The organism is Microbacterium sp. X-17 (assembly GCF_039615055.1).
The window spans coordinates 282,576-300,520 of sequence record NZ_JBDHNI010000006.1 but is presented as its reverse complement, the minus strand read 5'-3'; the positions used below and the strand labels follow the sequence as shown (position 1 = coordinate 300,520).

The 17,945-nt window shown below is 72.8% G+C and carries 18 protein-coding genes and 1 pseudogene; 7 read left to right on the top strand and 12 right to left on the bottom strand.

Going from position 1 to position 17,945, the window contains the following annotated elements; all coding sequences use genetic code 11:
• Positions 1-6 precede the first annotated feature (6 nt).
• From ABCS02_RS27635 to ABCS02_RS27625, 3 genes are all read right to left on the bottom strand, one after another.
• Positions 7-1,428 carry a glutamate decarboxylase gene (locus tag ABCS02_RS27635; protein ID WP_345838914.1) on the bottom strand — a complete coding sequence of 474 codons (1,422 nt, stop codon included), beginning with the start codon at positions 1,426-1,428 and terminating at the stop codon, positions 7-9.
• A gap of 62 nt (positions 1,429-1,490) precedes the next feature.
• Entirely contained in the window at positions 1,491-1,877 is a 387-nt protein-coding gene (locus ABCS02_RS27630; protein ID WP_345838913.1) for an META domain-containing protein, read from the bottom strand.
• Positions 1,878-1,977: 100 nt separating this feature from the next.
• Complete coding sequence (locus ABCS02_RS27625) at positions 1,978-2,691, bottom strand: alpha/beta hydrolase (protein ID WP_345838912.1); 714 nt, start codon at positions 2,689-2,691, stop codon at positions 1,978-1,980.
• A 98-nt stretch (positions 2,692-2,789) separates the two neighbouring features.
• Between ABCS02_RS27625 and ABCS02_RS27620 the strand changes: the two genes are divergently transcribed.
• The gene (locus tag ABCS02_RS27620) at positions 2,790-2,966 is read left to right on the top strand and encodes a hypothetical protein (RefSeq protein WP_345838911.1); all 177 of its coding nucleotides are present in this window, start codon (positions 2,790-2,792) and stop codon (positions 2,964-2,966) included.
• A gap of 14 nt (positions 2,967-2,980) precedes the next feature.
• Here the strand turns inward: ABCS02_RS27620 and ABCS02_RS27615 are convergent, their stop codons facing one another.
• Positions 2,981-3,286, bottom strand: a complete 306-nt coding sequence (locus tag ABCS02_RS27615) for a hypothetical protein (RefSeq protein WP_345838910.1) — start codon at positions 3,284-3,286, stop codon at positions 2,981-2,983.
• 237 nt (positions 3,287-3,523) lie between these two features.
• Between ABCS02_RS27615 and ABCS02_RS27610 the strand changes: the two genes are divergently transcribed.
• From ABCS02_RS27610 to ABCS02_RS27600, 3 genes are read left to right on the top strand one after another with little or no spacing between them, the layout of a single operon-like run.
• On the top strand, positions 3,524-4,699 hold the full coding sequence (locus ABCS02_RS27610) for an EfeM/EfeO family lipoprotein (RefSeq protein ID WP_345838909.1): 1,176 nt from the start codon (positions 3,524-3,526) through the stop codon (positions 4,697-4,699).
• Positions 4,696-5,934: an iron uptake transporter deferrochelatase/peroxidase subunit gene (efeB, locus tag ABCS02_RS27605; protein WP_345838908.1), complete on the top strand. Its 1,239-nt coding sequence runs from the start codon at positions 4,696-4,698 to the stop codon at positions 5,932-5,934. Before ABCS02_RS27610 ends, efeB begins: the two co-directional genes overlap by 4 nt.
• Positions 5,935-5,980: 46 nt before the next feature.
• On the top strand, positions 5,981-7,651 hold the full coding sequence (locus ABCS02_RS27600; protein WP_345838907.1) for an alkaline phosphatase family protein: 1,671 nt from the start codon (positions 5,981-5,983) through the stop codon (positions 7,649-7,651).
• 66 nt (positions 7,652-7,717) lie between these two features.
• On the opposite strand, the gene ABCS02_RS27595 is transcribed toward ABCS02_RS27600, so the two are convergent.
• Entirely contained in the window at positions 7,718-8,614 is an 897-nt protein-coding gene (locus tag ABCS02_RS27595; RefSeq protein WP_345838906.1) for an alpha/beta hydrolase-fold protein, read from the bottom strand.
• Between the two features lie 60 nt (positions 8,615-8,674).
• Here ABCS02_RS27595 and ABCS02_RS27590 point away from each other — a divergent pair.
• Together ABCS02_RS27590 and ABCS02_RS27585 are read left to right on the top strand one after the other, a co-directional pair.
• Positions 8,675-8,824: pseudogene (locus ABCS02_RS27590) on the top strand (MerR family DNA-binding transcriptional regulator); the annotation flags it as partial.
• A 364-nt stretch (positions 8,825-9,188) separates the two neighbouring features.
• On the top strand, positions 9,189-9,500 hold the full coding sequence (locus tag ABCS02_RS27585; RefSeq protein WP_345838905.1) for a GyrI-like domain-containing protein: 312 nt from the start codon (positions 9,189-9,191) through the stop codon (positions 9,498-9,500).
• Positions 9,501-9,641: 141 nt separating this feature from the next.
• Here the strand turns inward: ABCS02_RS27585 and araA are convergent, their stop codons facing one another.
• The 6 genes from araA to ABCS02_RS27555 form a co-directional block, all read right to left on the bottom strand.
• Entirely contained in the window at positions 9,642-11,159 is a 1,518-nt protein-coding gene (gene araA, locus ABCS02_RS27580) for an L-arabinose isomerase (RefSeq protein WP_345838904.1), read from the bottom strand.
• Positions 11,159-11,863 (bottom strand): L-ribulose-5-phosphate 4-epimerase, encoded by a 705-nt coding sequence (locus ABCS02_RS27575; RefSeq protein ID WP_345838903.1) that lies wholly within the window; start codon positions 11,861-11,863, stop codon positions 11,159-11,161. Before ABCS02_RS27575 ends, araA begins: the two co-directional genes overlap by 1 nt.
• On the bottom strand, positions 11,860-13,473 hold the full coding sequence (locus ABCS02_RS27570; RefSeq protein WP_345838902.1) for an FGGY-family carbohydrate kinase: 1,614 nt from the start codon (positions 13,471-13,473) through the stop codon (positions 11,860-11,862). Before ABCS02_RS27570 ends, ABCS02_RS27575 begins: the two co-directional genes overlap by 4 nt.
• A gap of 68 nt (positions 13,474-13,541) precedes the next feature.
• The gene (locus ABCS02_RS27565; RefSeq protein ID WP_345838901.1) at positions 13,542-14,540 is read right to left on the bottom strand and encodes a LacI family DNA-binding transcriptional regulator; all 999 of its coding nucleotides are present in this window, start codon (positions 14,538-14,540) and stop codon (positions 13,542-13,544) included.
• Positions 14,541-14,669: 129 nt separating this feature from the next.
• The gene (locus tag ABCS02_RS27560; RefSeq protein ID WP_345838900.1) at positions 14,670-15,074 is read right to left on the bottom strand and encodes an NUDIX domain-containing protein; all 405 of its coding nucleotides are present in this window, start codon (positions 15,072-15,074) and stop codon (positions 14,670-14,672) included.
• Entirely contained in the window at positions 15,071-15,517 is a 447-nt protein-coding gene (locus ABCS02_RS27555; RefSeq protein ID WP_345838899.1) for an SRPBCC family protein, read from the bottom strand. The genes ABCS02_RS27560 and ABCS02_RS27555 overlap by 4 nt, the downstream gene beginning before the upstream one ends.
• A 48-nt stretch (positions 15,518-15,565) precedes the next feature.
• Here ABCS02_RS27555 and ABCS02_RS27550 point away from each other — a divergent pair, with 48 nt between their 5' ends.
• Positions 15,566-16,486, top strand: a complete 921-nt coding sequence (locus ABCS02_RS27550) for a 5'-3' exonuclease (RefSeq protein WP_345839175.1) — start codon at positions 15,566-15,568, stop codon at positions 16,484-16,486.
• A 108-nt stretch (positions 16,487-16,594) separates the two neighbouring features.
• Here the strand turns inward: ABCS02_RS27550 and ABCS02_RS27545 are convergent, their stop codons facing one another.
• On the bottom strand, positions 16,595-17,800 hold the full coding sequence (locus tag ABCS02_RS27545) for a GDSL-type esterase/lipase family protein (RefSeq protein ID WP_345838898.1): 1,206 nt from the start codon (positions 17,798-17,800) through the stop codon (positions 16,595-16,597).
• Between the last annotated feature and the right edge of the window lie 145 nt (positions 17,801-17,945).

Here is a 17,945-nt window from a genome sequence, read left to right as displayed (position 1 = left end):
GCCCCGCTAGTGCGCGAAGTGCGTCCGCGTGCGCGCGGACTCCGTCGCCGTCGCCGCCGGGTGCGTCGCACCGGCCTTCTCGGCCTGCTCCCCCAGCTCGGCGCACACCGCGCGGACGTCGTTCACGAGGTCTTCCGCGAGGTCGGCGTTGAAGCCGTCGCGCACCACGATCCGCAGCACGGCGACGTCGGTCGCGTCGTCCGGCATCGTGTACGCGGGCACCTGCCAGCCCCGGGCGCGGAGCTCGTGCGACACCTGGAAGACCGTGTACGGCGTGCCGTCCTTCAGCGCGAACGAGATGACCGGGATGGCTGAGCCGTCCGTGATGACCTCGATCGCCGGGTCCTCGGCGAGGCCCGTCGAGATGAGCAGCGCGGTGTCGCGCAGGGCCTCCATGATCGCGGTGAACCCGGCGCGGCCGAGCCGCACGAAGTTGTAGTACTGGCCGACGATCTGGTTGCCGGGACGGGAGAAGTTCAGCGTGAACGTGGGCATGTCGCCGCCGAGGTAGTTCACCCGGAACACCAGGTCGTCCGGCAGGTACTCCGGCGAGCGCCACACCACGAAGCCGATCCCCGGGTAGGTGAGCCCGTACTTGTGCCCGCTGACGTTGATCGACACCACCCGCGGGAGGCGGAAGTCCCACTCCAGGTGCGGGTGCAGGAACGGGACGACGAAGCCTCCGCTCGCGGCGTCGACGTGCACCGGGACGTCGGGTCCGCCCGACGCGGCGAGGGCGTCGAGCGCGTCGCAGATCGCGGCGATCGGCTCCAGCTCGCCGGTGTAGGTGGTGCCGAGGATGCCGACGACGCCGATCGTGTTCTCGTCAACGGCGTCGACCACCTGCTCCGGCGTGATGACGTAGCGGCCTTTCGCCACCGGGAGGTAGCGCGGCTCGACCTCGAAGTAGCGGCAGAACTTCTCCCAGACGACCTGCACGTTCGAGCCGAGCACGAGGTTGGGCATCGCGCCCGGGTCGGCGCCGGAGACGCCCGCCCGCTTCGCGCGCCAGCGCCACTTGAGGGCGAGACCCCCCAGCATCACGGCCTCGCTCGACCCGATCGTCGCGGCCCCGGTCGGCTCGCCGGGCTCGGCGTGGAAGAGGTCGGCGACGATGGACACGCAGCGACGCTCCATCGCCGCGGTCGCCGGGTACTCGTCCTTGTCGATCATGTTCTTGTCGAACGCCTCGGCCATCAGGATCTCGGCCTCCGGGTCCATCCACGTCGTGACGAAGGTGGCGAGGTTGAGGCGCGAGCTGCCGTCGAGGAGAAGCTCGTCGTGGAGCAGCCGGTACGTGCTGGCCGGGTCGGTGGCGTCGTCCGGCAGGATGGCCGGCGGGCTCTTCCGCGACAGTCGGCCGGTGTAGGCGGGGGCGAGCCGGGTGTCACCGCTCGCCGTCTGGATGTCTGACTCGAGCCGCGCCATGCGCCGCCCCTCTCTGCCTCGGCGCCGCCACGGGTCGGCGGCGCCCTCCTATCGGCAGCGGATCACTTCGACTTGTCGAGCTTTCCGATCTCGTTGCCGCTGATGTCGTAGACGACGAGGGTGCTGCCCTTCGCCGTCCCGCTGGACGCCTTCGCCAGCCACTCGTCGACCCCCTGGCACGCCATCAGGGTGCTGGCGATCGGGCCGAAGGTGATGGTGTCGCCGTCGACGGAGCCCTTGCCGGACAGGCGGTTGCAGCCGTCCGTGCCGGAGAAGGCGCCGTCGTTCTCGATCGTGAGGTTCGGCTGCGACGCGGCCGTCGAGCCCCAGGTGCCGACGAGCGCCGCGCCGCTCGGGGTGCCGGCGCAGCCGGCGAGGAGGGCGAGAGCCGCTGCGGCGACGAGGCCGCCGGTGAGACGAGCCGGCGCCCGCCCGATCGTTCGCGTCATGTCGTCCTCCCCCTGTGGCCCGCCGGGTGCTGCGGACCGCGTCACGAGGCCGAGGATAGCGGCGCGCGACGAACGCGCGCCAGGGTCGTAACCCGGGATTTCATCCGCTCGTGAGCTCGTCCACCAGCGCCAGGACGGCCGGGCTGCCGAGGATGCGGAAGTGGCCGCCGACCGGCATCCGGAGGTTGCGCGCGCCCGGCAGCGCGCAGCCTCCCGGGATGTGCGGGTCGTACCAGCCCCAGATCGACACGACACGGCCGACGTCCGCGCCGTCGGCTGCCAGCCGCACGAGCTCGGGGTGGCCGGGCCGCAGCGCGCGCACGGCCGGGAACGGCACCAGCACGGCGAGCGGCGACCCCGAGAACGGCGTGGCGATCGCGACGACGCGGCGGATGCGCGCCGACGCGTCGGGCCTGCCGAGCAGGAGGCGGGCGACGAGGCCGCCCTTGCTGTGCGCGACGATCGTCACCCCGCTCAGATGCTGCTCGCGCAGATAGTGCTCCACCTGGTCGGCGGCCTCCGCGAGCGACATGCCCAGGTGACCGAGGGACGTGACGACATGCACGGGATGCCCGGCGGCGTGGAGGCGGCGCGCCAGCGGGTGCAGGAAGCGCCAGGTCTCGTAGATGCCGGGCAGCAGCACGATGGGCGCGCCCTCCCCGGCCTCGTCGACGAGCGCCTCGGGCGGGTCGCGCTCGAAGTTCGCCCGGAGCTGGTGCCGGAGGACGTACTCGTAGTCGGCGAGGAGCACGCCGGCCTTGCGGACGAAGCGCAGCGCGGCGCGGACGGGACCGGGGCGCGCGTTCTCTTCCACGTCGCCAGCATCGCGCCGCAGGACCGGTCTTGCCAACCTCTCGCTCTTGCCAATCTCCGGCTCTTGCCAACCTCAAGGGCCGGGTGGATAGTTGCGGCATGGGCGATGTGATCGCATTCATCCTGTGCTTCGTGCTCTTCCTGGTGGGCCTCTTCCTGCTGGGCCTCGCGGACACGCTCCCCGCCTGGCAGGGGCTGGTGTTCTTCGCTGGGATCGTCTGCGTCGCGCTGTCGTTCGGCATCCCGGTGCATCTGCTGGGGCACTCGGAGCTCTGAAGCCCGTCGAGGGGCTACATGTCTGGCGGCGTGTGGACCCCGGCATCGGCGCGGAAGCCGGCGGTGGCCTCCTCGTAGGTGGTGTGCTTGCGGGCGGGGTGGGACTCGGCTGGCGGCGGGACGTCGGCGCGGCTGAGCGCGTGCAGTACGAGTTGCTCGACAAGGCCGGCGGCGGTCGTCTCTCTGTGGCGGGCGATGCGGACCAGGGCGGCGAACTCGCGCTCACCGAGGCGGATCGTCAGGGGGATTCCTGCTGGCGCACGACCGGGGCCGTGAGCGCTCGCGGGCTCAGCGACATCAATAGCGTGAGAATCCTTCATGAATCGATCGTCTCATGGGCGCGCTCTCTTTTGAAGAACCCAAATCCACGAACGGTACGCGCAATTCGGATGGTGTCCAGTGGGACAACTGTTCTGCCGGCGGGCGTCGACGCGCCGACCACCCCCGTTCGGGGCCCTCGCCGTGACGGTCTGGTGAACAGCGGATGAAGCACCCCCGGGGACGCACAGGCGCCTCCTAGGCTCGCTCCTGTCCACTCCTCAGGAGGCTCGTCGTCCATGTCCCAGCGCGCCCGGCTCACGGCGCTCGTCGGCGTACTGGCGGCCCTCGTCGTCGTGGCCGTGATCGTCGCCGTCGCGGCGCGGCCGGCCGCGGTTCGCGCTGCGCCGTCCTCGGAGGTCGAGGTCAGCGCAGGGACGGACGACTGCGGTCGCGGCTGGGCCGACGACGGACGGGCGCTCGGCGGCACCGTCTCCTTCGACGTCTCCAACACCACCATCGCCGGTGTCGAGGTGTACCTTCAGGCGGTCGACACGAAGAAGGTCTACCTCGACCTGGAGAGCATCGGCGCCGGCGCGCACGCCCACGCCCGCGTGGCGCTCGGCTCGGGGCGGTACCGGTTCGTCTGCCTCCCCGCGGACGCCGACCCGGCGAGCGGACCGACGGTCCGGGTGGGCCCCGCTCCACCGGGGACGGCGCTCACCCCGGGAATGGTGCCGGTGACCCGCGCCGACCTCATCCCGCCGGCCAAGGCGTACGGCGCCTGGGTCGGCTCGCGCCTGCCGGCCCTGCGCCAGCAGGTCGCCGCCGTCGCGGCCGACGCCGAGGAGGGCGACTTACCGGCGGCGAAGCGCGACTGGCTGACCGCACACACCACCTATGAGACGCTCGGCGCCGCCTACGGCGCGTTCGGCGCGGCGGGTGACGCGATCGACGGGCTGCCCGGCCACGGGCTGACCGGCTTCCACGCGGTCGAGTCGCCCCTGTTCTCCGGTGCCACTGCCGCCGCCGTCGTCGGACCGGCGCAACAGCTCGTCTCCGACGTCGACACGCTCCTCGCGCAGTTCCCGAAGGCGCAGATCGACCCGGGCGACATGGGGCTGCGTGCGCACGAGATCGTGGAGGACGCGCTCCGGGACGTGCTCGCCGGCGCGGCCGACGCCGGTTCGGGCACCGAGCTGGCCACCGTCGACGCCAACCTGACCGGCGCGGCCCAGGCGCTGGCGCCGCTGCACGACCTCCTCGCGTCGCGCTATCCCCAGCTGGCCGCGACGCAGCAGTCCATCGCCTCCACCCAGCAGCTCGTGGAGGGCTTCCGCGGCGCCGACGGGACCTGGACCCGGCTGTCGGCGCTGACCACGGCCCAGCGCGAGCACGTCGACGCGGCCCTCAGCGAGACGGCGGAGCTGCTGGCGCCGGTCGCGGCGATCTGCGACCCGAGGAGGACACCGTGACGGGGCTGGGGCGGAGGGACTTCCTCACCGCGGGCGCCGGCGTCGCGGCGGGGGCTGCCGTGGCGGGAGGTGCGGGCGTCGCGCTCGCGCCGGTCGCGGCGAGCGCGCACCAGGCGCCCCCGGCCATCCGCGCGGCGGCTGCCCCGTTCCACGGCGAGCACCAGCAGGGCATCCTCACGCCGGTGCAGCGCTCGGCCGCGTTCGTCGCGCTCGACGTGACCGCGGCCTCCCGCGCCGAGCTCGCCGACCTGCTCAAGACGATCACCGAGCGCGCACGCTTCCTGACCACCGGAGGCACCCCTCCCGACCCCGGGCTGACCGCGCCGCCGCGCGACTCCGGCGTCCTCGGCCCCACGGTCGTGCCGGACGGGCTCACCGTCACGCTCTCGGCGGGAGCGTCGCTGTTCGACGGCCGCTTCGGCCTGGCCTCCGCGAAGCCCGCGCAATTGCGGACGATGGACGAGTTCCCCGACGACTCCCTCCGCCGCGAGGTGTGCGACGGCGACCTCCTGCTGCAGGTCTGCGCCGACGACCGGGACGCGGTCACGCACGCGGTCCGCGAGATCGCGCGGGCGACCCGCGGCGGGATGGGCGTGCGCTGGCGCCAGGACGGCTTCGTCTCCCCGCCGCGGCCCAGCGGCACCCCGCGCAACCTGATGGGCTTCAAGGACGGCACGAGCAACCCGGACGTCCACGACGCCGCTCTGATGAAGCGGCTCGTCTGGACGCAGGGGACGGGACGCGAGCCCGCCTGGACCGCCGGCGGCAGCTACCACGTCGTCCGCGTCATCCTGATGCTGGTCGAGTTCTGGGACCGGGTGAACCTGCACGAGCAGGAGAACATGATCGGCCGCCGCCGCGACACGGGGGCGCCGCTCACCGCGTCGGCCGAGCACGACGACCCGCACTACGAGAACGACCCGACCGGCGACGTCATCCAGCTCGACGCCCACATCCGCCTCGCCAACCCGCGCACGACGGCGAGCGCCGACCAGCGGATGCTGCGCCGCGCCTACAACTACGACGGCGGCGTCGACGCCAACGGGACGCTCGACATGGGACTCGTCTTCGTCGCCTTCAACCAGGACCTCGACCGGCAGTTCGTGGCCGTTCAGAAGCGGCTCGCCGGCGAGCCGCTGACGGACTACGTCCAGCCGTTCGGCGGCGGCTACTACTTCGCGCTCCCCGGAGCCCGCGACTCCTCCGACTGGCTCGGGCGCAGCATGCTCGCGTGAGCCGGAGGCATCAGGTAACACCCACCGACAGAAGGAAGCAGAAATCGTGTCCAGACTCTCTCGTCTGCGCCGCCGCCCGGTCGCCTCGGCCGGGCTGGCGCTGCTCGGCGCGGCGACCCTCGTGGGAGCAGGCGTCCTCGCCATCGCCCCCGCGTCGGCGTTCCCGGCCCACGGGACCCCCGACCACTCCAACCAGACCCAGACCCCGATCAAGCACCTCGTCGTGATCTTCGACGAGAACATCTCCTTCGACCACTACTTCGGCACCTACCCGAAGGCGGCCAACACCGACGGCACGACGTTCACCGCCGCCGCCGGAACCCCCGCGGCCAACACCCTCGCCAGCAGCGGGACCCTCACCAACAACCCGAACCTGTACGCCCCGCAGCGGCTGACCCCGGCGCAGGCCCTCACCTGCGACCAGAACCACGGCTACGCCGCCGAGCAGCAGGCAGTGGACAACGGCAAGATGGACATGTTCGTCCAGAAGACCGAGACCGACACCTGCACCGGCGCGTTCGGCCAGCCGGGCCTGGTCATGGACTACTACGACGGCAACACGGTCACCGGGCTGTGGAACTACGCGCAGAACTACTCGATGAGCGACAACATGTGGGACACCACGTTCGGCCCGTCGACGCCGGGCGCGCTCAACCTGATCTCGGGCCAGACCCACGGCGGCACCGCCTACGACCCGAAGACCGGGGCGGTCCTCCCGGCCTCCACGTCGGTCGTGTCGAAGAACGCCGCGAGCGTCGGCACCGTGATCGGCGACCCCGACCCGGTGTACGACGACTGCTCGGACAGCGACCACACCTCCACCTCGGCGCTGGTCGGCATGGCCGGCAAGAACGTCGGTGACCTGCTCAACTCGCGCGGCGTCAGCTGGGGCTGGTTCCAGGGCGGCTTCACGCCGACCACCGCGTGGAACGGCCAGGCCGGCAGCTACGCCAAGTGCGACGCGACCACCGCGAACATCGGTGGCGCGACGCCGAAGGACTACTCGCCGCACCACAACCCGTTCTCGTACTACAAGTCCACGTCGAACCCGCACCACCTGCCGCCGACGTCGACCCAGGCCATCGGTCACACCGACCAGGCCAACCACCAGTACGACCTGACCTCGTTCGACAAGGCGCTCGCGGCGAACAACCTGCCCGCCGTCTCGTTCCTCAAGGCCCCGGAGGCCCAGGACGGCCACGCCGCCTACTCCGACCCGCTGGACGAGCAGAAGTTCCTCGTCAACGAGATCAACGCCCTCCAGAAGTCGAAGGACTGGAAGAGCACCGCTGTCGTCGTGACCTACGACGACTCGGACGGCTGGTACGACCACGTCGCGCCGACCGTGGCCAACGGCTCGAACGACGCGGCCGTCGACTCCGCGGTCTGCACCAGCCAGACGCAGATCGCCGGCGGCTACGCCGACCGCTGCGGCCCGAGCCAGCGCCTGCCGTTCCTCGTGGTCTCGCCGTGGGCCGCGCAGAACAAGGTCGACCACACCGCGATCGAGCAGACCAGCCCGCTGAAGTTCATCGAGGACAACTGGGGCACGGGCCGGATCGGCGACGCGTCGTTCGACGCCCGCGCCGGCTCGCTGAACGGGCTGTTCGACTGGAAGCACCCGCAGCAGCGCGAGGTGCTGCTCGACCCGGCCTCCGGCGCCGTCACGCAGGTCGTGCCCACGCACGGCCGCAGCGGTGTCGCCGACGACAAGTAACCCGTGACGCGAGGGGCACGTTGTTGTCACTTTTCCGCCAGGAAAGTGACAACGACGTGCCCCTCGTCATCGGGCGAAGTGGGAGGCGGCGAACGCGAGCTGGGCGGGCGCCTGGCGCCGCCAGTAGTCGAGGTCGTGGCCTCCCGGGGTGAAGCCGCCGGCCGGCCGCGGGTGGAGGCCGGCGACGTAGTCCTGGACGTTCGGGCAGAAGCCGTCTCCCGTGCCGCATTCGACGCGCAGCGGGATCCCGGCGAGCGACGCCTCCTTGCCGAAGGGCGTGTTCGCGGCGAAGTCGGCCGCGCCGTCGAACGAGCCGTGGGCGGCCTCCTTCGCGGTGTGCCAGATCGCCGGGCTCTCCGCGACCACCGACGCGATCCGCGCGGCGCCCAGGACGCCGGCGAGGTGGAGGGCGCCGTAGCCGCCCATCGACCAGCCAAGGAACGCGACTTTCGTCGTCTCCAACCCGGCCTTCGCGAGGAGCGGGACGAACTCGTCGGTCAGCATCGCGCCCGCGTCCTCCCCGGTCGCCCGGCGATGCCAGTAGGTGTTGCCGCCATCCGCGGACGCGACGGCGAACGGCCGCGCGCCGTGCTGCACCGCCTGGGCGAGGAAGCGGTCGAGCCCCAGCCCGGAGCCGAACGCCGAGCGGTGGTCGCCGCCGAAGCCGTGCAGTGCGATCAGGACGGGGAGGGCGTCGCCCGGCTTCGAGCCCGGCGGGTAGCTCACGGTCCAGCCGACGGTCGTGCCGAGCCGCGCGGCGGAGACGAACGAACCGCTGACGGCCGGGCCGGCAGCGACGTCGGGGATGCGGCCCGGCGTGCCGTTCAGGCCCAGGAGCCGGTGCAGCTCCGAGCGGCCGGGCAGGAGCCGCTCCTCCACCGCGAACGCCGCGCCCCCGCCGAGGACGCCGAGGGCGGCCACTCCGATCCCGGCCCCGATCAGGGTGCGACGCGCGACGCTCATGCGCTCACCCTAACGGCGCTTGACCCTCACACCGTGTCAGGCTGGATCGTGGCCTCCATCATGTACACCATCGGAGAGTTCGCCGCGATCGGGCGGGTCAGCGTCCGGATGCTGCGCCACTACGACGCCATCGGCCTGCTGCGGCCGGCGCGCGTGGACGAGCACACCGGCTACCGCTGGTACTCGGACGCGCAGCTGGGGAGCCTGCTGCTGATCGTCGAGCTGCGACAGCTCGGGATCGGCCTCGACGCGATCGCCGCCGTGCTGGCGTCCGACGACCCGCGGCCCGCCCTCACGGCGGCGCTGCGGCAGCGCCGGGCCGAGCTGGCGGACGGCATCGCCGACGACCGGAACCGGCTCGACCGCCTGGAGCGACGCCTCCTCCTACTGGAAGGAACAGAGATCATGGCCACACCCGTCGAATACCGCGCACTGGAGCCGGTCACCGTCTACGCCGTCAGCGGCACCGCGCCCGGGATGGGCCCGGAGCTGGTCGGGCCGATGGTCGACCCCGCTCATCGGCTCGCTCGACCAGGCGCTGGAGGCCGCGGGGCGCCCGCTGCTCGCGCCGTCCGTGTTCTGGTACGAGGCCAGAGACGACGAGCGGCTGGAGGTGCACATCTCGTACCCGGCCGAGACGCCGCCGCGGCCCGGCGACGGCTACGAGGTGGTCGACCTCCCGGCGGTCCCGCTCGCGGCGACGCTGCTGCACCGCGGCGACATGACCGGCATCGGCGACTCGTGGATGGCGCTGATGGAGCGCATCGCCGCCGACGGTTACCACGTGACCGGCCCCACCCGCGAGGTCTACCTCCAGGCCACCGGCCACACCCCCGGCCCCGACTGGCTCACCGAACTCCAAGCCCCCGTAGCCCCCACCTCCTGACCCCCTCCCATCAATTCCGGAGTTGTGTACGTCGCGGCCCGGCGTGTTGCGTACACAACTCCGGAAGAGATTGTTTGGGGAGGTGGGACCCGGCCGCCGACGCCGATGACATGCCGGCGGCCGGGGGTCAGTGGGGCGCGGCTAGAGGCCGCGGGCCAGGCGGTAGTAGGCGGCGTTCCAGTCGAGTTCGCGGGAGAAGGCGCGGAGCGTCGTGTCCTCGTCGATGATGAGCAGCTCGGTGCGGGCCATGCGGGCGTAGTCCTCGAACGCCTGGATGCCGACGGCGGTGCTCATCACGGTGTGGTGCGCCGCGCCGGCCTCCAGCCACGCCGTCGCCGATGTGGTGAAGTCGGGGGCGGGCTTCCACACGGCGCGGCCGACCGGGAGCTTCGGCAGCGGGGCCGTCGGCTCCACGACCTCCACGACGTTCGCCACGAGCCGGAAGCGGTCGCGCATGTCCGACAGCGCCACGACGACCGCGGGGCCGGGGTCGGCCGTGAAGACCAGACGCACCGGGTCGTCCTTGCCGCCGATGCCGAGCGGGTGGACCTCCAGGGTCGGCTTCGCCCTGGTGAGCGACGGCGAGACCTCCAGCATGTGGGCGCCGAGGATGCGCTCGTCGCCGGGCGTGAGGTCGTAGGTGTAGTCCTCCATCAGCGACGCGCCGCCGGGGAGGCCCGCGCCCATGACGTTCGCGGCGCGGACCAGGATGGCCGTCTTCCAGTCGCCCTCGGCGCCGAAGCCGTAGCCCTCCGCCATCAGGCGCTGCACTGCGAGGCCGGGGAGCTGCTTGAGCGCGCCGAGGTCCTCGAAGCTGGTGGTGAAGGCGCCGAAGCCGCCCTCCTCCAGGAAGGACCGCAGCCCGACCTCGATCGCGGCTCCGTCGCGCAGCGACTGGTGGCGCTCTCCGCCGCGGCGCAGCTCGGGAGCCACGTCGTAGAGGTCCTCGTACTCGGCGACCAGCGCGTCCACGGCCGAGCCGGAGGCGGCGGTGACCGCGTCGGCCAGCTCGTTCACGCCCCAGGTGTTGACCTGCACGCCGAAGCGCAGCTCGGCCTCCGTCTTGTCGCCCTCCGTCACCGCCACGAAGCGCATGTTGTCGCCGAAGCGGGCGAGCTTCAGGGAGCGGGTGGCCGCGTGGCCGGCGGCGGCGCGCGTCCAGGTGCCGATCCGCTGCGTCACGGCCGGGTCGCTGACGTGGCCGACGACCGTCGTCCGCGGCACCCCGAGCCGCGTCTGGATGTACCCGAACTCCCGGTCGCCGTGCGCGGCCTGGTTGAGGTTCATGAAGTCGAAGTCGATCTCGCCCCACGGCAGCTCGACGTTCGCCTGGGTGTGGAAGTGCAGCAGCGGCTTCTGGAGGGCGTCGAGTCCGGCGATCCACATCTTGGCGGGGCTGAAGGTGTGCATCCACGCGACCAGCCCGATCACGGCGTCGTCGGCGTTGGCCTCCAGCGCGATGCGGCGGATGGCGTCGGAGTCGGTCAGCACCGGCTTCCAGACGACGCGGACCGGGACGTCGGCGGACGCGCCCAGCCGGTCGGCGATCCCCCGGGACTGCTCGGCGACCTGCGCGAGCGTCTCCGGCCCGTAGAGGTGCTGGCTGCCGGTGAGGAACCAGACCTCGTAGTGGTCGAGGGAGGTCGTGAGCTTCGGCATCAGGCGACGGATCCTTCCGGGTTCTGTCCGTAGACGTTCTGGTAGCGGTCGAAGAGGCTGTCGATGGCCTCCTGCGGGATGGGGACGAGCGGGCCGCCCTGCCGGGCGATGTGCACGGTGCGGGCGACGTCCTCCGCCATGACCGCGGCCTTGACGGCGTCGCGCGCGTCGCGTCCGATGGTGAAGGGGCCGTGGTTCTGCATGAGCACGGCACGGCTCCGGTGGCCGTCGAGCGTCGCGACGATGCCGCGGCCGATGGAGTCGTCCCCGATGATCGCGAACGGGCCGACCGGGATCTCGCCGCCGAACTCGTCCGCCATCGCGGTGATGACGCACGGGATGGCCTCGGCACGGGCCGCCCACGCCGTGGCGTAGGTGGAGTGAGTGTGCACGACGCCGCCGACCTCGGGCATGTTGCGGTACACGTAGGCGTGCGCGGCGGTGTCGGAGGACGGGGACCGGTCGGATCCCGGCGAGCCCGGCACGACCTCCCCGTCGAGGGTGCAGAGGATCATGTTGTCCGGCGCGAGGTCGTCGTAGTCGACGCCGCTCGGCTTGATGACGAAGAGGTCCTCGCCGGGGACGCGGCCGGAGACGTTGCCACCGGTCCAGACGACGAGGCCGTAGCGGACCAGCTCGGCGTGGAGGGCCGCGACCTGCTCGCGGGTGCGGCGGGTGGCGGGGGACTCGGGGGTGGGGGTCATCGGGCGGCTCCCTTCAGAGCGATCGACGCGACGGCGGCGCGCTCGGCGGCCAGCCCGTCGGCGTACCGGGCGAGGTACGCGGCGAAGCCCGCCACGTCGCCCGCGTCCGGCTCCACGGTCTCGACGGCGAAGCCTCCGAACACGTCGCGGTCGAGGTAGACATCCAACGGCGTGCCCGAGCGGGCCGCGCGGAGGTACGCGGCGAGCACGGCGACCCCCCACGCCCCACCCTCCGACGCGGTGTCGGCGACGGAGACCGGCGCATCCAGCGCTCCGGCCAGGAAGCGCTGCGCGACGCCCGCGGTGCGGAACATCCCGCCGTGCGCGAACATCCGGTCGAGGGCCGCTCCCTCCGCGTGCAGCACGCGCATCCCGAGGGCGAGCGTCCCGAAGACGCCGTAGAGCTGCGCGCGGGCGAAGTTGGCGAGCGTGAGGCGGCTGTCCGGCGTGCGGACGACCAGCGGGCGGCCCTCCTCCAGGCCGGTGATCGGCTCGCCGGCCAGGTAGTTGTACGCGAGGAGGCCTCCCGCGTCCGGCTCGCCGTCGAGCGCCTCGCGGAACAGCGTCTCGAACACCGCGTCGGGTGCGACCGGCGCGCCGGCGGCCTCCGCGAACCTCCCGAACAGCCCGGCCCACGCCGAGAGCTCGCTCGCGCCGTTGTTGCAGTGCACCATCGCGACGGCGTCGCCGGCGGGCGTCGTCACCAGGTCGAGCTCGTGGTGCGCCTCGGCGAGCGGGCGCTCCAGGACCACCATCGCGAAGATGCTCGTGCCCGCGCTGACGTTGCCGGTGCGCGGGGCGACCGAGGCCGTGGCGACCATCCCGGTGCCGGCGTCGCCCTCCGGCGGGCAGAGCGGGATGCCGGGCTGGAGCTCTCCCGACGGGTCGAGGAGGAGCGCGCCGGCGGGCGTCAGTTCGCCGGCGGGCTCACCGGCGACGAGGACCTCGGGAAGGAGCTCCCGGAGGCCCGGCAGCGCCTTGTCCCGCACGAGGCCGTCGTACCGGGCGACCAGCTCGGCGTCGTAGGTCTTCGTGGCCGAGTCGATCGGGAACATCCCGGACGCGTCCCCGACGCCGAGCACGCGGCGGCCGGTGAGGCGCTCGTGCACGTGGCCGGCGAGCGTGGTGATCGAGTGCAGGCGCCCCAGGTGCGGCTCGGCGTCGAGGACGGCCTGGTGGAGGTGCGCGATCGACCAGCGCAGCGGGATGTTGACGCCGAACAGTGCGCTGAGCTGGGCGCTCGCGGGGCCGGTCGTCGTGTTGCGCCAGGTGCGGAACGGCGCCAGCAGCTCCCCCGCGGCGTCGAAGGCGAGGTAGCCGTGCATCATCGCGGAGACGCCGATGGCGCCGAAGGTCCGCGGCCGGACGCCGTGGCGCGCCTCCGCGTCGGCGACGAGCGCGGCGTACGCGGCCTGGAGGCCGGACCAGACGGCGTCCAGCGAGTAGGTCCACACGCGGTCGGCGAACTCGTTCTCCCAGTCGTGGGAGCCGACGGCCAGGACCGTCGCGGGGTCGTCGGCGTCGACCAGGCAGGCCTTGATGCGCGTGGAGCCGAGCTCGATGCCGAGGGCGGTGCGTCCGGCGACGAGGGCGTCGCGCTGGGTGTTCATGGTTCTCACTCCGTTGTGACCGGTCACATTCGTATGTGACGAGTGTAGACGATCCCCCGCGGGAGGTGTCAAGCCGAGTCGCGCACCACCAGCACCGGCGCCACCGGCGCGTCGAACGCCAGCTCGCGTCCCTCGATCAGCGCGACCAGGCGCGCCACCCCACGGCGGCCCAGCTCGGCGAAGTCCTGGCGCACGGTCGTCAGCGGCGGCGCGAAGTACGCGGCCTCCGGGATGTCGTCGAAGCCGACCACGGCGAGGTCCTCCGGCACCCGGCACCCCCGCTCGCGCGCGGCGTGCAGCAGCCCGAGCGCCATCTGGTCGTTGGACGAGAACACCGCCGTCAGCTCCGGGTCGGCGAGGAGCTCCGCGCCGATCGCCGCGCCGGACGCGGCCGTCCAGTCGCCCTCCCGCGAGACCACAGGCTCCCGCCCGGCCGCGGCCAGTTCGGCCAGGTAGCCGTCGCGGCGCGCCCGCGCCTCCGACCAGTCGCCGGGGCCGCTGAGGTGGGCGATGCGGGTGTGGCCGCGCGCGAGCAGGTGGCGGGTGGCCAGCCGGGCGCCCTCCACCTGGTCCACGAAGACGCCCTCGTCGCCCGCGACCCCGGCCCCGTGCAGGGCGACGGACGGGACCGCCAGCGAGAGCGCGGTCATGGCCTCCTGCACGGCGCGCTGCGGGGCGATGACGATGACGCCCTCCACCGACTGCGCCCCGAGATGGTCGACGGCCGCGCCGAGGTCAGCCGGGTCGAGAGAGGCCGCGTGCGCGACGGTCACGAAGTACCCCGCGTCGCGCGCCGCCTGCTCGACGGCGTCGATGCTGGAGGCCGGCCCGAACAGCGAGGACGCCGACGACGCCAGCACGCCGATGGTGCGCGAGCGCGCGGTGGTGAGCATGCGCGCGGCCCGGTTCGGACGGAAGTTGAGGTCGGCCATCGCCGCCAGGACCCGCTCGCGCGTCTCCGGCCGGATGCTCGGGTGGTCGTTGAGGACGCGGGAGACGGTCTGCCGCGAGACTCCCGCTGCGGCCGCGACCTCCCGCACGCCCGGCGCGCGCCCGCTCTCACTCACATCCACACCCTACTGGTCGCCCTCGCGCGCCCGCGTCCAGCCCGCCGAAGGGCACGTTGTGGCCCTTATAACGGCGCTTTAGGGGCGTTTAAGTGCCCTTCGGCGGAGGTTGGAGGTGGTGACAGCCGCTCAGTCGATGAGGCCGAGCGCGGCGAGCCGCTCCAGCACCAGGTGCCCGGCCGGCGGGCAGCGGTCCGCATCCGCCGTCGTCACCCAGTGCACCGCATCCACCTCACCGGACGGCGAGGGCTCGGCATCCGTCTCGGCCCGGAAGACGCGCATGTGCACCTGCCGCCCGTCCGGCTCCCCGTGGGCCTGCGTCCGCACCTCGAACAGCTCGGCCAGCGCGGCGGCGTCGAGCGTGAGCGCGACCTCCTCCTCGGCCTCCCGCGCCGCCGCCTCGGCTGCGGTCTCGCCCGGGTCCACCTTGCCGCCCGGCATGTAGTAGACGTCGCGGCCGCGGGAGGTCACCATCAGCACGCGCCGGTCGCGGACCACCGCGACGGCCGACACCAGCAGCGGGGCCAGCGTCATGACTCGACCAGCATCTTGAGCTGGCGGAGTCCCTTCTCGAAATCGGGGCCGATCAGCTTGTCCAGGTTGAAGAAGCGGCTGAAGAACGTCCGCGCGCTCTCCATCCGCCAGATCACACGCGTGCGGTCGCCCTCCCGCGTCAGCAGGAAGCGCACGTGACTGCTCGACTTGAACGGCCGCGTGAAGTCGAGCGCCACGCCCACACCGTCGGGCTGGACGGACTCGATCCGCATCTTCCCGGCGCCGGCCTTGCGGTTGCCGCTCCACTCGTACGTCGAGCCGACCGCGCCGGGCTCGCCGGTGTACTCGCGCTTCAGGGCGGGGTCCATGCCCTCCCACGGCGACCAGTCCACCCAGCGCGGCAGCTCCGCGATGTAGGGCAGCAGCGCCTCGGGCGTGGTCTGGATGGTGTCGGTGCGTTCCACGACGATGGTTCCGGCCATGCGCACACCTTAGCGGCATGGCATGATCGGGCTGTGACCGGGCGAACGATGCTCCTCGACAGCGCATCCCTCTACTTCCGCGGCTTCTACGGCGTCCCCGACACGGTGCGCGCGCCGGACGGGACCCCGGTGAACGCGATCCGCGGCTTCCTCGACATCATCGCGAAGCTCGTGACCGACTACGGGCCGGAGTCGCTGGTGGCCTGCTGGGACGACGACTGGCGGCCGCGTTGGCGCGTGGACCTCATCCCGAGCTACAAGGCGCACCGGGTGGCCGAGGAGGTCCCAGGTGGCGTGGATGTGGAGGAGGTGCCGGCCGAGCTCGTGGTGCAGGTGCCGGTGATCCGGGAGGTGCTGGACGCCCTCGGCATCGTGATCGTCGGCGCGGCGCAGCACGAGGCGGACGACGTGATCGGGACGCTCGCCACGGTCACGCCGGGGCCGGTGGATGTCGTGACAGGCGACCGAGACCTGTTCCAGCTGGTCGACGACGACCGGGACGTGCGGGTGGTCTACACGGCGCGCGGGATGAGCAACCTGGAGGTGCTGACGGACGCGACGGTCGTGGCCAAGTACGGCATCCACGCGCGCCAGTACGCCGACTTCGCGGTCATGCGCGGCGACTCCTCCGACGGATTGCCCGGCGTCGCCGGCGTGGGCGAGAAGACGGCGGGCGCGCTGCTCGCCGAGTACGGCGACCTGCCCGGGATCGAGGCGGCCGCGGCCGACCCGGCCAGCGCGATGAAGCCTGCGCTGCGAGCCAGGTTCGCAGCCGCCGTCGAGTACCTCTCCGTCGCACCCACCGTCGTGGAGGTCGTCCGCGACCTCCCGCTCGGCGACCTCGACGCCCGCCTGCGCGCGCCGGGCGAGGAGCAGCGCGCGGCCCTGGAGGCCCTCGGCGAGCGCTGGGCGCTCGGCGGCTCGCTCGACCGCTGCCTCACCGCGCTGACCGCCGCCGCCTCCGCGTAACCCCACCCCTCCAGCAGCGCCGAGGGGCACGTTGTTGTCACTTTTCGCGCCCAAAAGTGACAACAACGTGCCCTTCGGCGGGAGGAGAGGAGAGAGGAGGGGGTGGGGTCAGGGGGTGGTGGGGTCGAAGCGGTAGAGCTCGCGTTGGGCTAGGAGGGCCAGCTCGCGGAGGACGTCGAGGTCGCTGTCCGACTCGGCCGGCTGGCGTGCCGTGCGGCCGAAGACGCACATCGCGCCGATGCGGGTGCCGTCCGGCGCCTCCACCGGGTACCCGGCGTAGAAGCGCAGGTGGGCGGGGCCGGTGACGAGCTCGCTCGCGGCGAAGCGCGCGTCGTGCTCGGCGTCGGGCACGACCATCCCGTCCGGCGACTGGAGGGTGTGCAGGCACGCCGACTGCTCGATGGGGATCTCGCGCGGCGAGGCCCCGACCATCGCGAGCGGCCACTCCGCGCGGTCGTCGAGCACGGTGAACATCGCGATCTCGGCGCCGAGCGTGCGCTGCGCGGTGCCGACCAGCCCCTCCAGCCGGGCGTCCTGCGTGTGCTCGCCGAGCCGCAGCCTGTCGATCGCGGCCACCCGGTCCTCCGCGGTGGAGGTGTGATGCGCGGCCTCGACGGGATGGCCGATGAGGGCCGGGGCGAGCTCGTCGGTGATCCAGCGCGCCCAGAACAGGTAGTCGGCCGGGCTCCGGTGTCGGCCGCCCTCGGGCTTCGGCGACTCGGGCAGCGGGAGGAAGATCACGCCCGTGTCGGCGCACGCCTGCTCGGCCACGCGGTTCAGCCGCACGGCGTGCTGCCGGACGAAGTCGCGGAAGTCGTCGTCGAACGGCGGCAGCGACCGGATCGGCTGCGCGCCGAGCCAGGCGACCAGCCCCGCACCGCTGCCGCGGACCTCCCGCAGCAGCTCCGCGACGTGCGCGCCCCACCGCCGGGGCTCGGCCATGCGGACCGTGTCCGCGACGGTGGCGCTCAGGATGACGAGGTCGTACCGGCCGGCGCCCGCGTCGCGGACCATCCCGGCCACCCTGCGCACGCCCGCGGTCTCGTGCGTCACGACATCCACGACGACGCCGCGCCCCGTGGTCGCCGCGATCGCCCGCGCGAGCGCGCCGGGCAGCGCGAGGTCGTGGCTGCCGACGCCCCAGCCGGAGACCGGGCCGGAGCCCGCCAGCAGCACCCGGAGGCTCTGCCGGCCGGCGACGAACGCCTGCGGGGAGTCCGTCGGGCGCACCAGTCTCTGCCGGACCCCGCCGACGCGCAGGAGCCTCAGTCTCGCGGCGAGCCGCCGCGAGGCGCCGAGCCGGACATCTTCCACTCGGACGACGGTATCCCGCCCGCGCGCTCCGCGGCACCCACGGCTCGCCGAGCGCCCGCGAGCCCACGGATGCGCACGCCTCCCCGCGAGACGGCTGATTATCCGCCCACTCGGCGGTTTCGGGCGGACTTTGCGCCCACTCGGC

What these genes read in the sequence shown, in the direction of transcription:
- ABCS02_RS27610 (WP_345838909.1), top strand. Translation starts at nt 3,524, where the DNA reads ATGTCCCAGCGCGCCCGGCTCACGGCGCTCGTCGGCGTACTGGCGGCC.
- ABCS02_RS27570 (WP_345838902.1), bottom strand. Translation starts at nt 13,473, where the DNA reads ATGAACACCCAGCGCGACGCCCTCGTCGCCGGACGCACCGCCCTCGGC.
- ABCS02_RS27635 (WP_345838914.1), bottom strand. Translation starts at nt 1,428, where the DNA reads ATGGCGCGGCTCGAGTCAGACATCCAGACGGCGAGCGGTGACACCCGG.
- ABCS02_RS27555 (WP_345838899.1), bottom strand. Translation starts at nt 15,517, where the DNA reads ATGGCCGGAACCATCGTCGTGGAACGCACCGACACCATCCAGACCACG.
- ABCS02_RS27575 (WP_345838903.1), bottom strand. Translation starts at nt 11,863, where the DNA reads ATGACCCCCACCCCCGAGTCCCCCGCCACCCGCCGCACCCGCGAGCAG.
- araA (WP_345838904.1), bottom strand. Translation starts at nt 11,159, where the DNA reads ATGCCGAAGCTCACGACCTCCCTCGACCACTACGAGGTCTGGTTCCTC.
- ABCS02_RS27550 (WP_345839175.1), top strand. Translation starts at nt 15,566, where the DNA reads ATGCTCCTCGACAGCGCATCCCTCTACTTCCGCGGCTTCTACGGCGTC.
- ABCS02_RS27615 (WP_345838910.1), bottom strand. Translation starts at nt 3,286, where the DNA reads ATGAAGGATTCTCACGCTATTGATGTCGCTGAGCCCGCGAGCGCTCAC.
- ABCS02_RS27620 (WP_345838911.1), top strand. Translation starts at nt 2,790, where the DNA reads ATGGGCGATGTGATCGCATTCATCCTGTGCTTCGTGCTCTTCCTGGTG.
- ABCS02_RS27595 (WP_345838906.1), bottom strand. Translation starts at nt 8,614, where the DNA reads ATGAGCGTCGCGCGTCGCACCCTGATCGGGGCCGGGATCGGAGTGGCC.
- ABCS02_RS27630 (WP_345838913.1), bottom strand. Translation starts at nt 1,877, where the DNA reads ATGACGCGAACGATCGGGCGGGCGCCGGCTCGTCTCACCGGCGGCCTC.
- ABCS02_RS27560 (WP_345838900.1), bottom strand. Translation starts at nt 15,074, where the DNA reads ATGACGCTGGCCCCGCTGCTGGTGTCGGCCGTCGCGGTGGTCCGCGAC.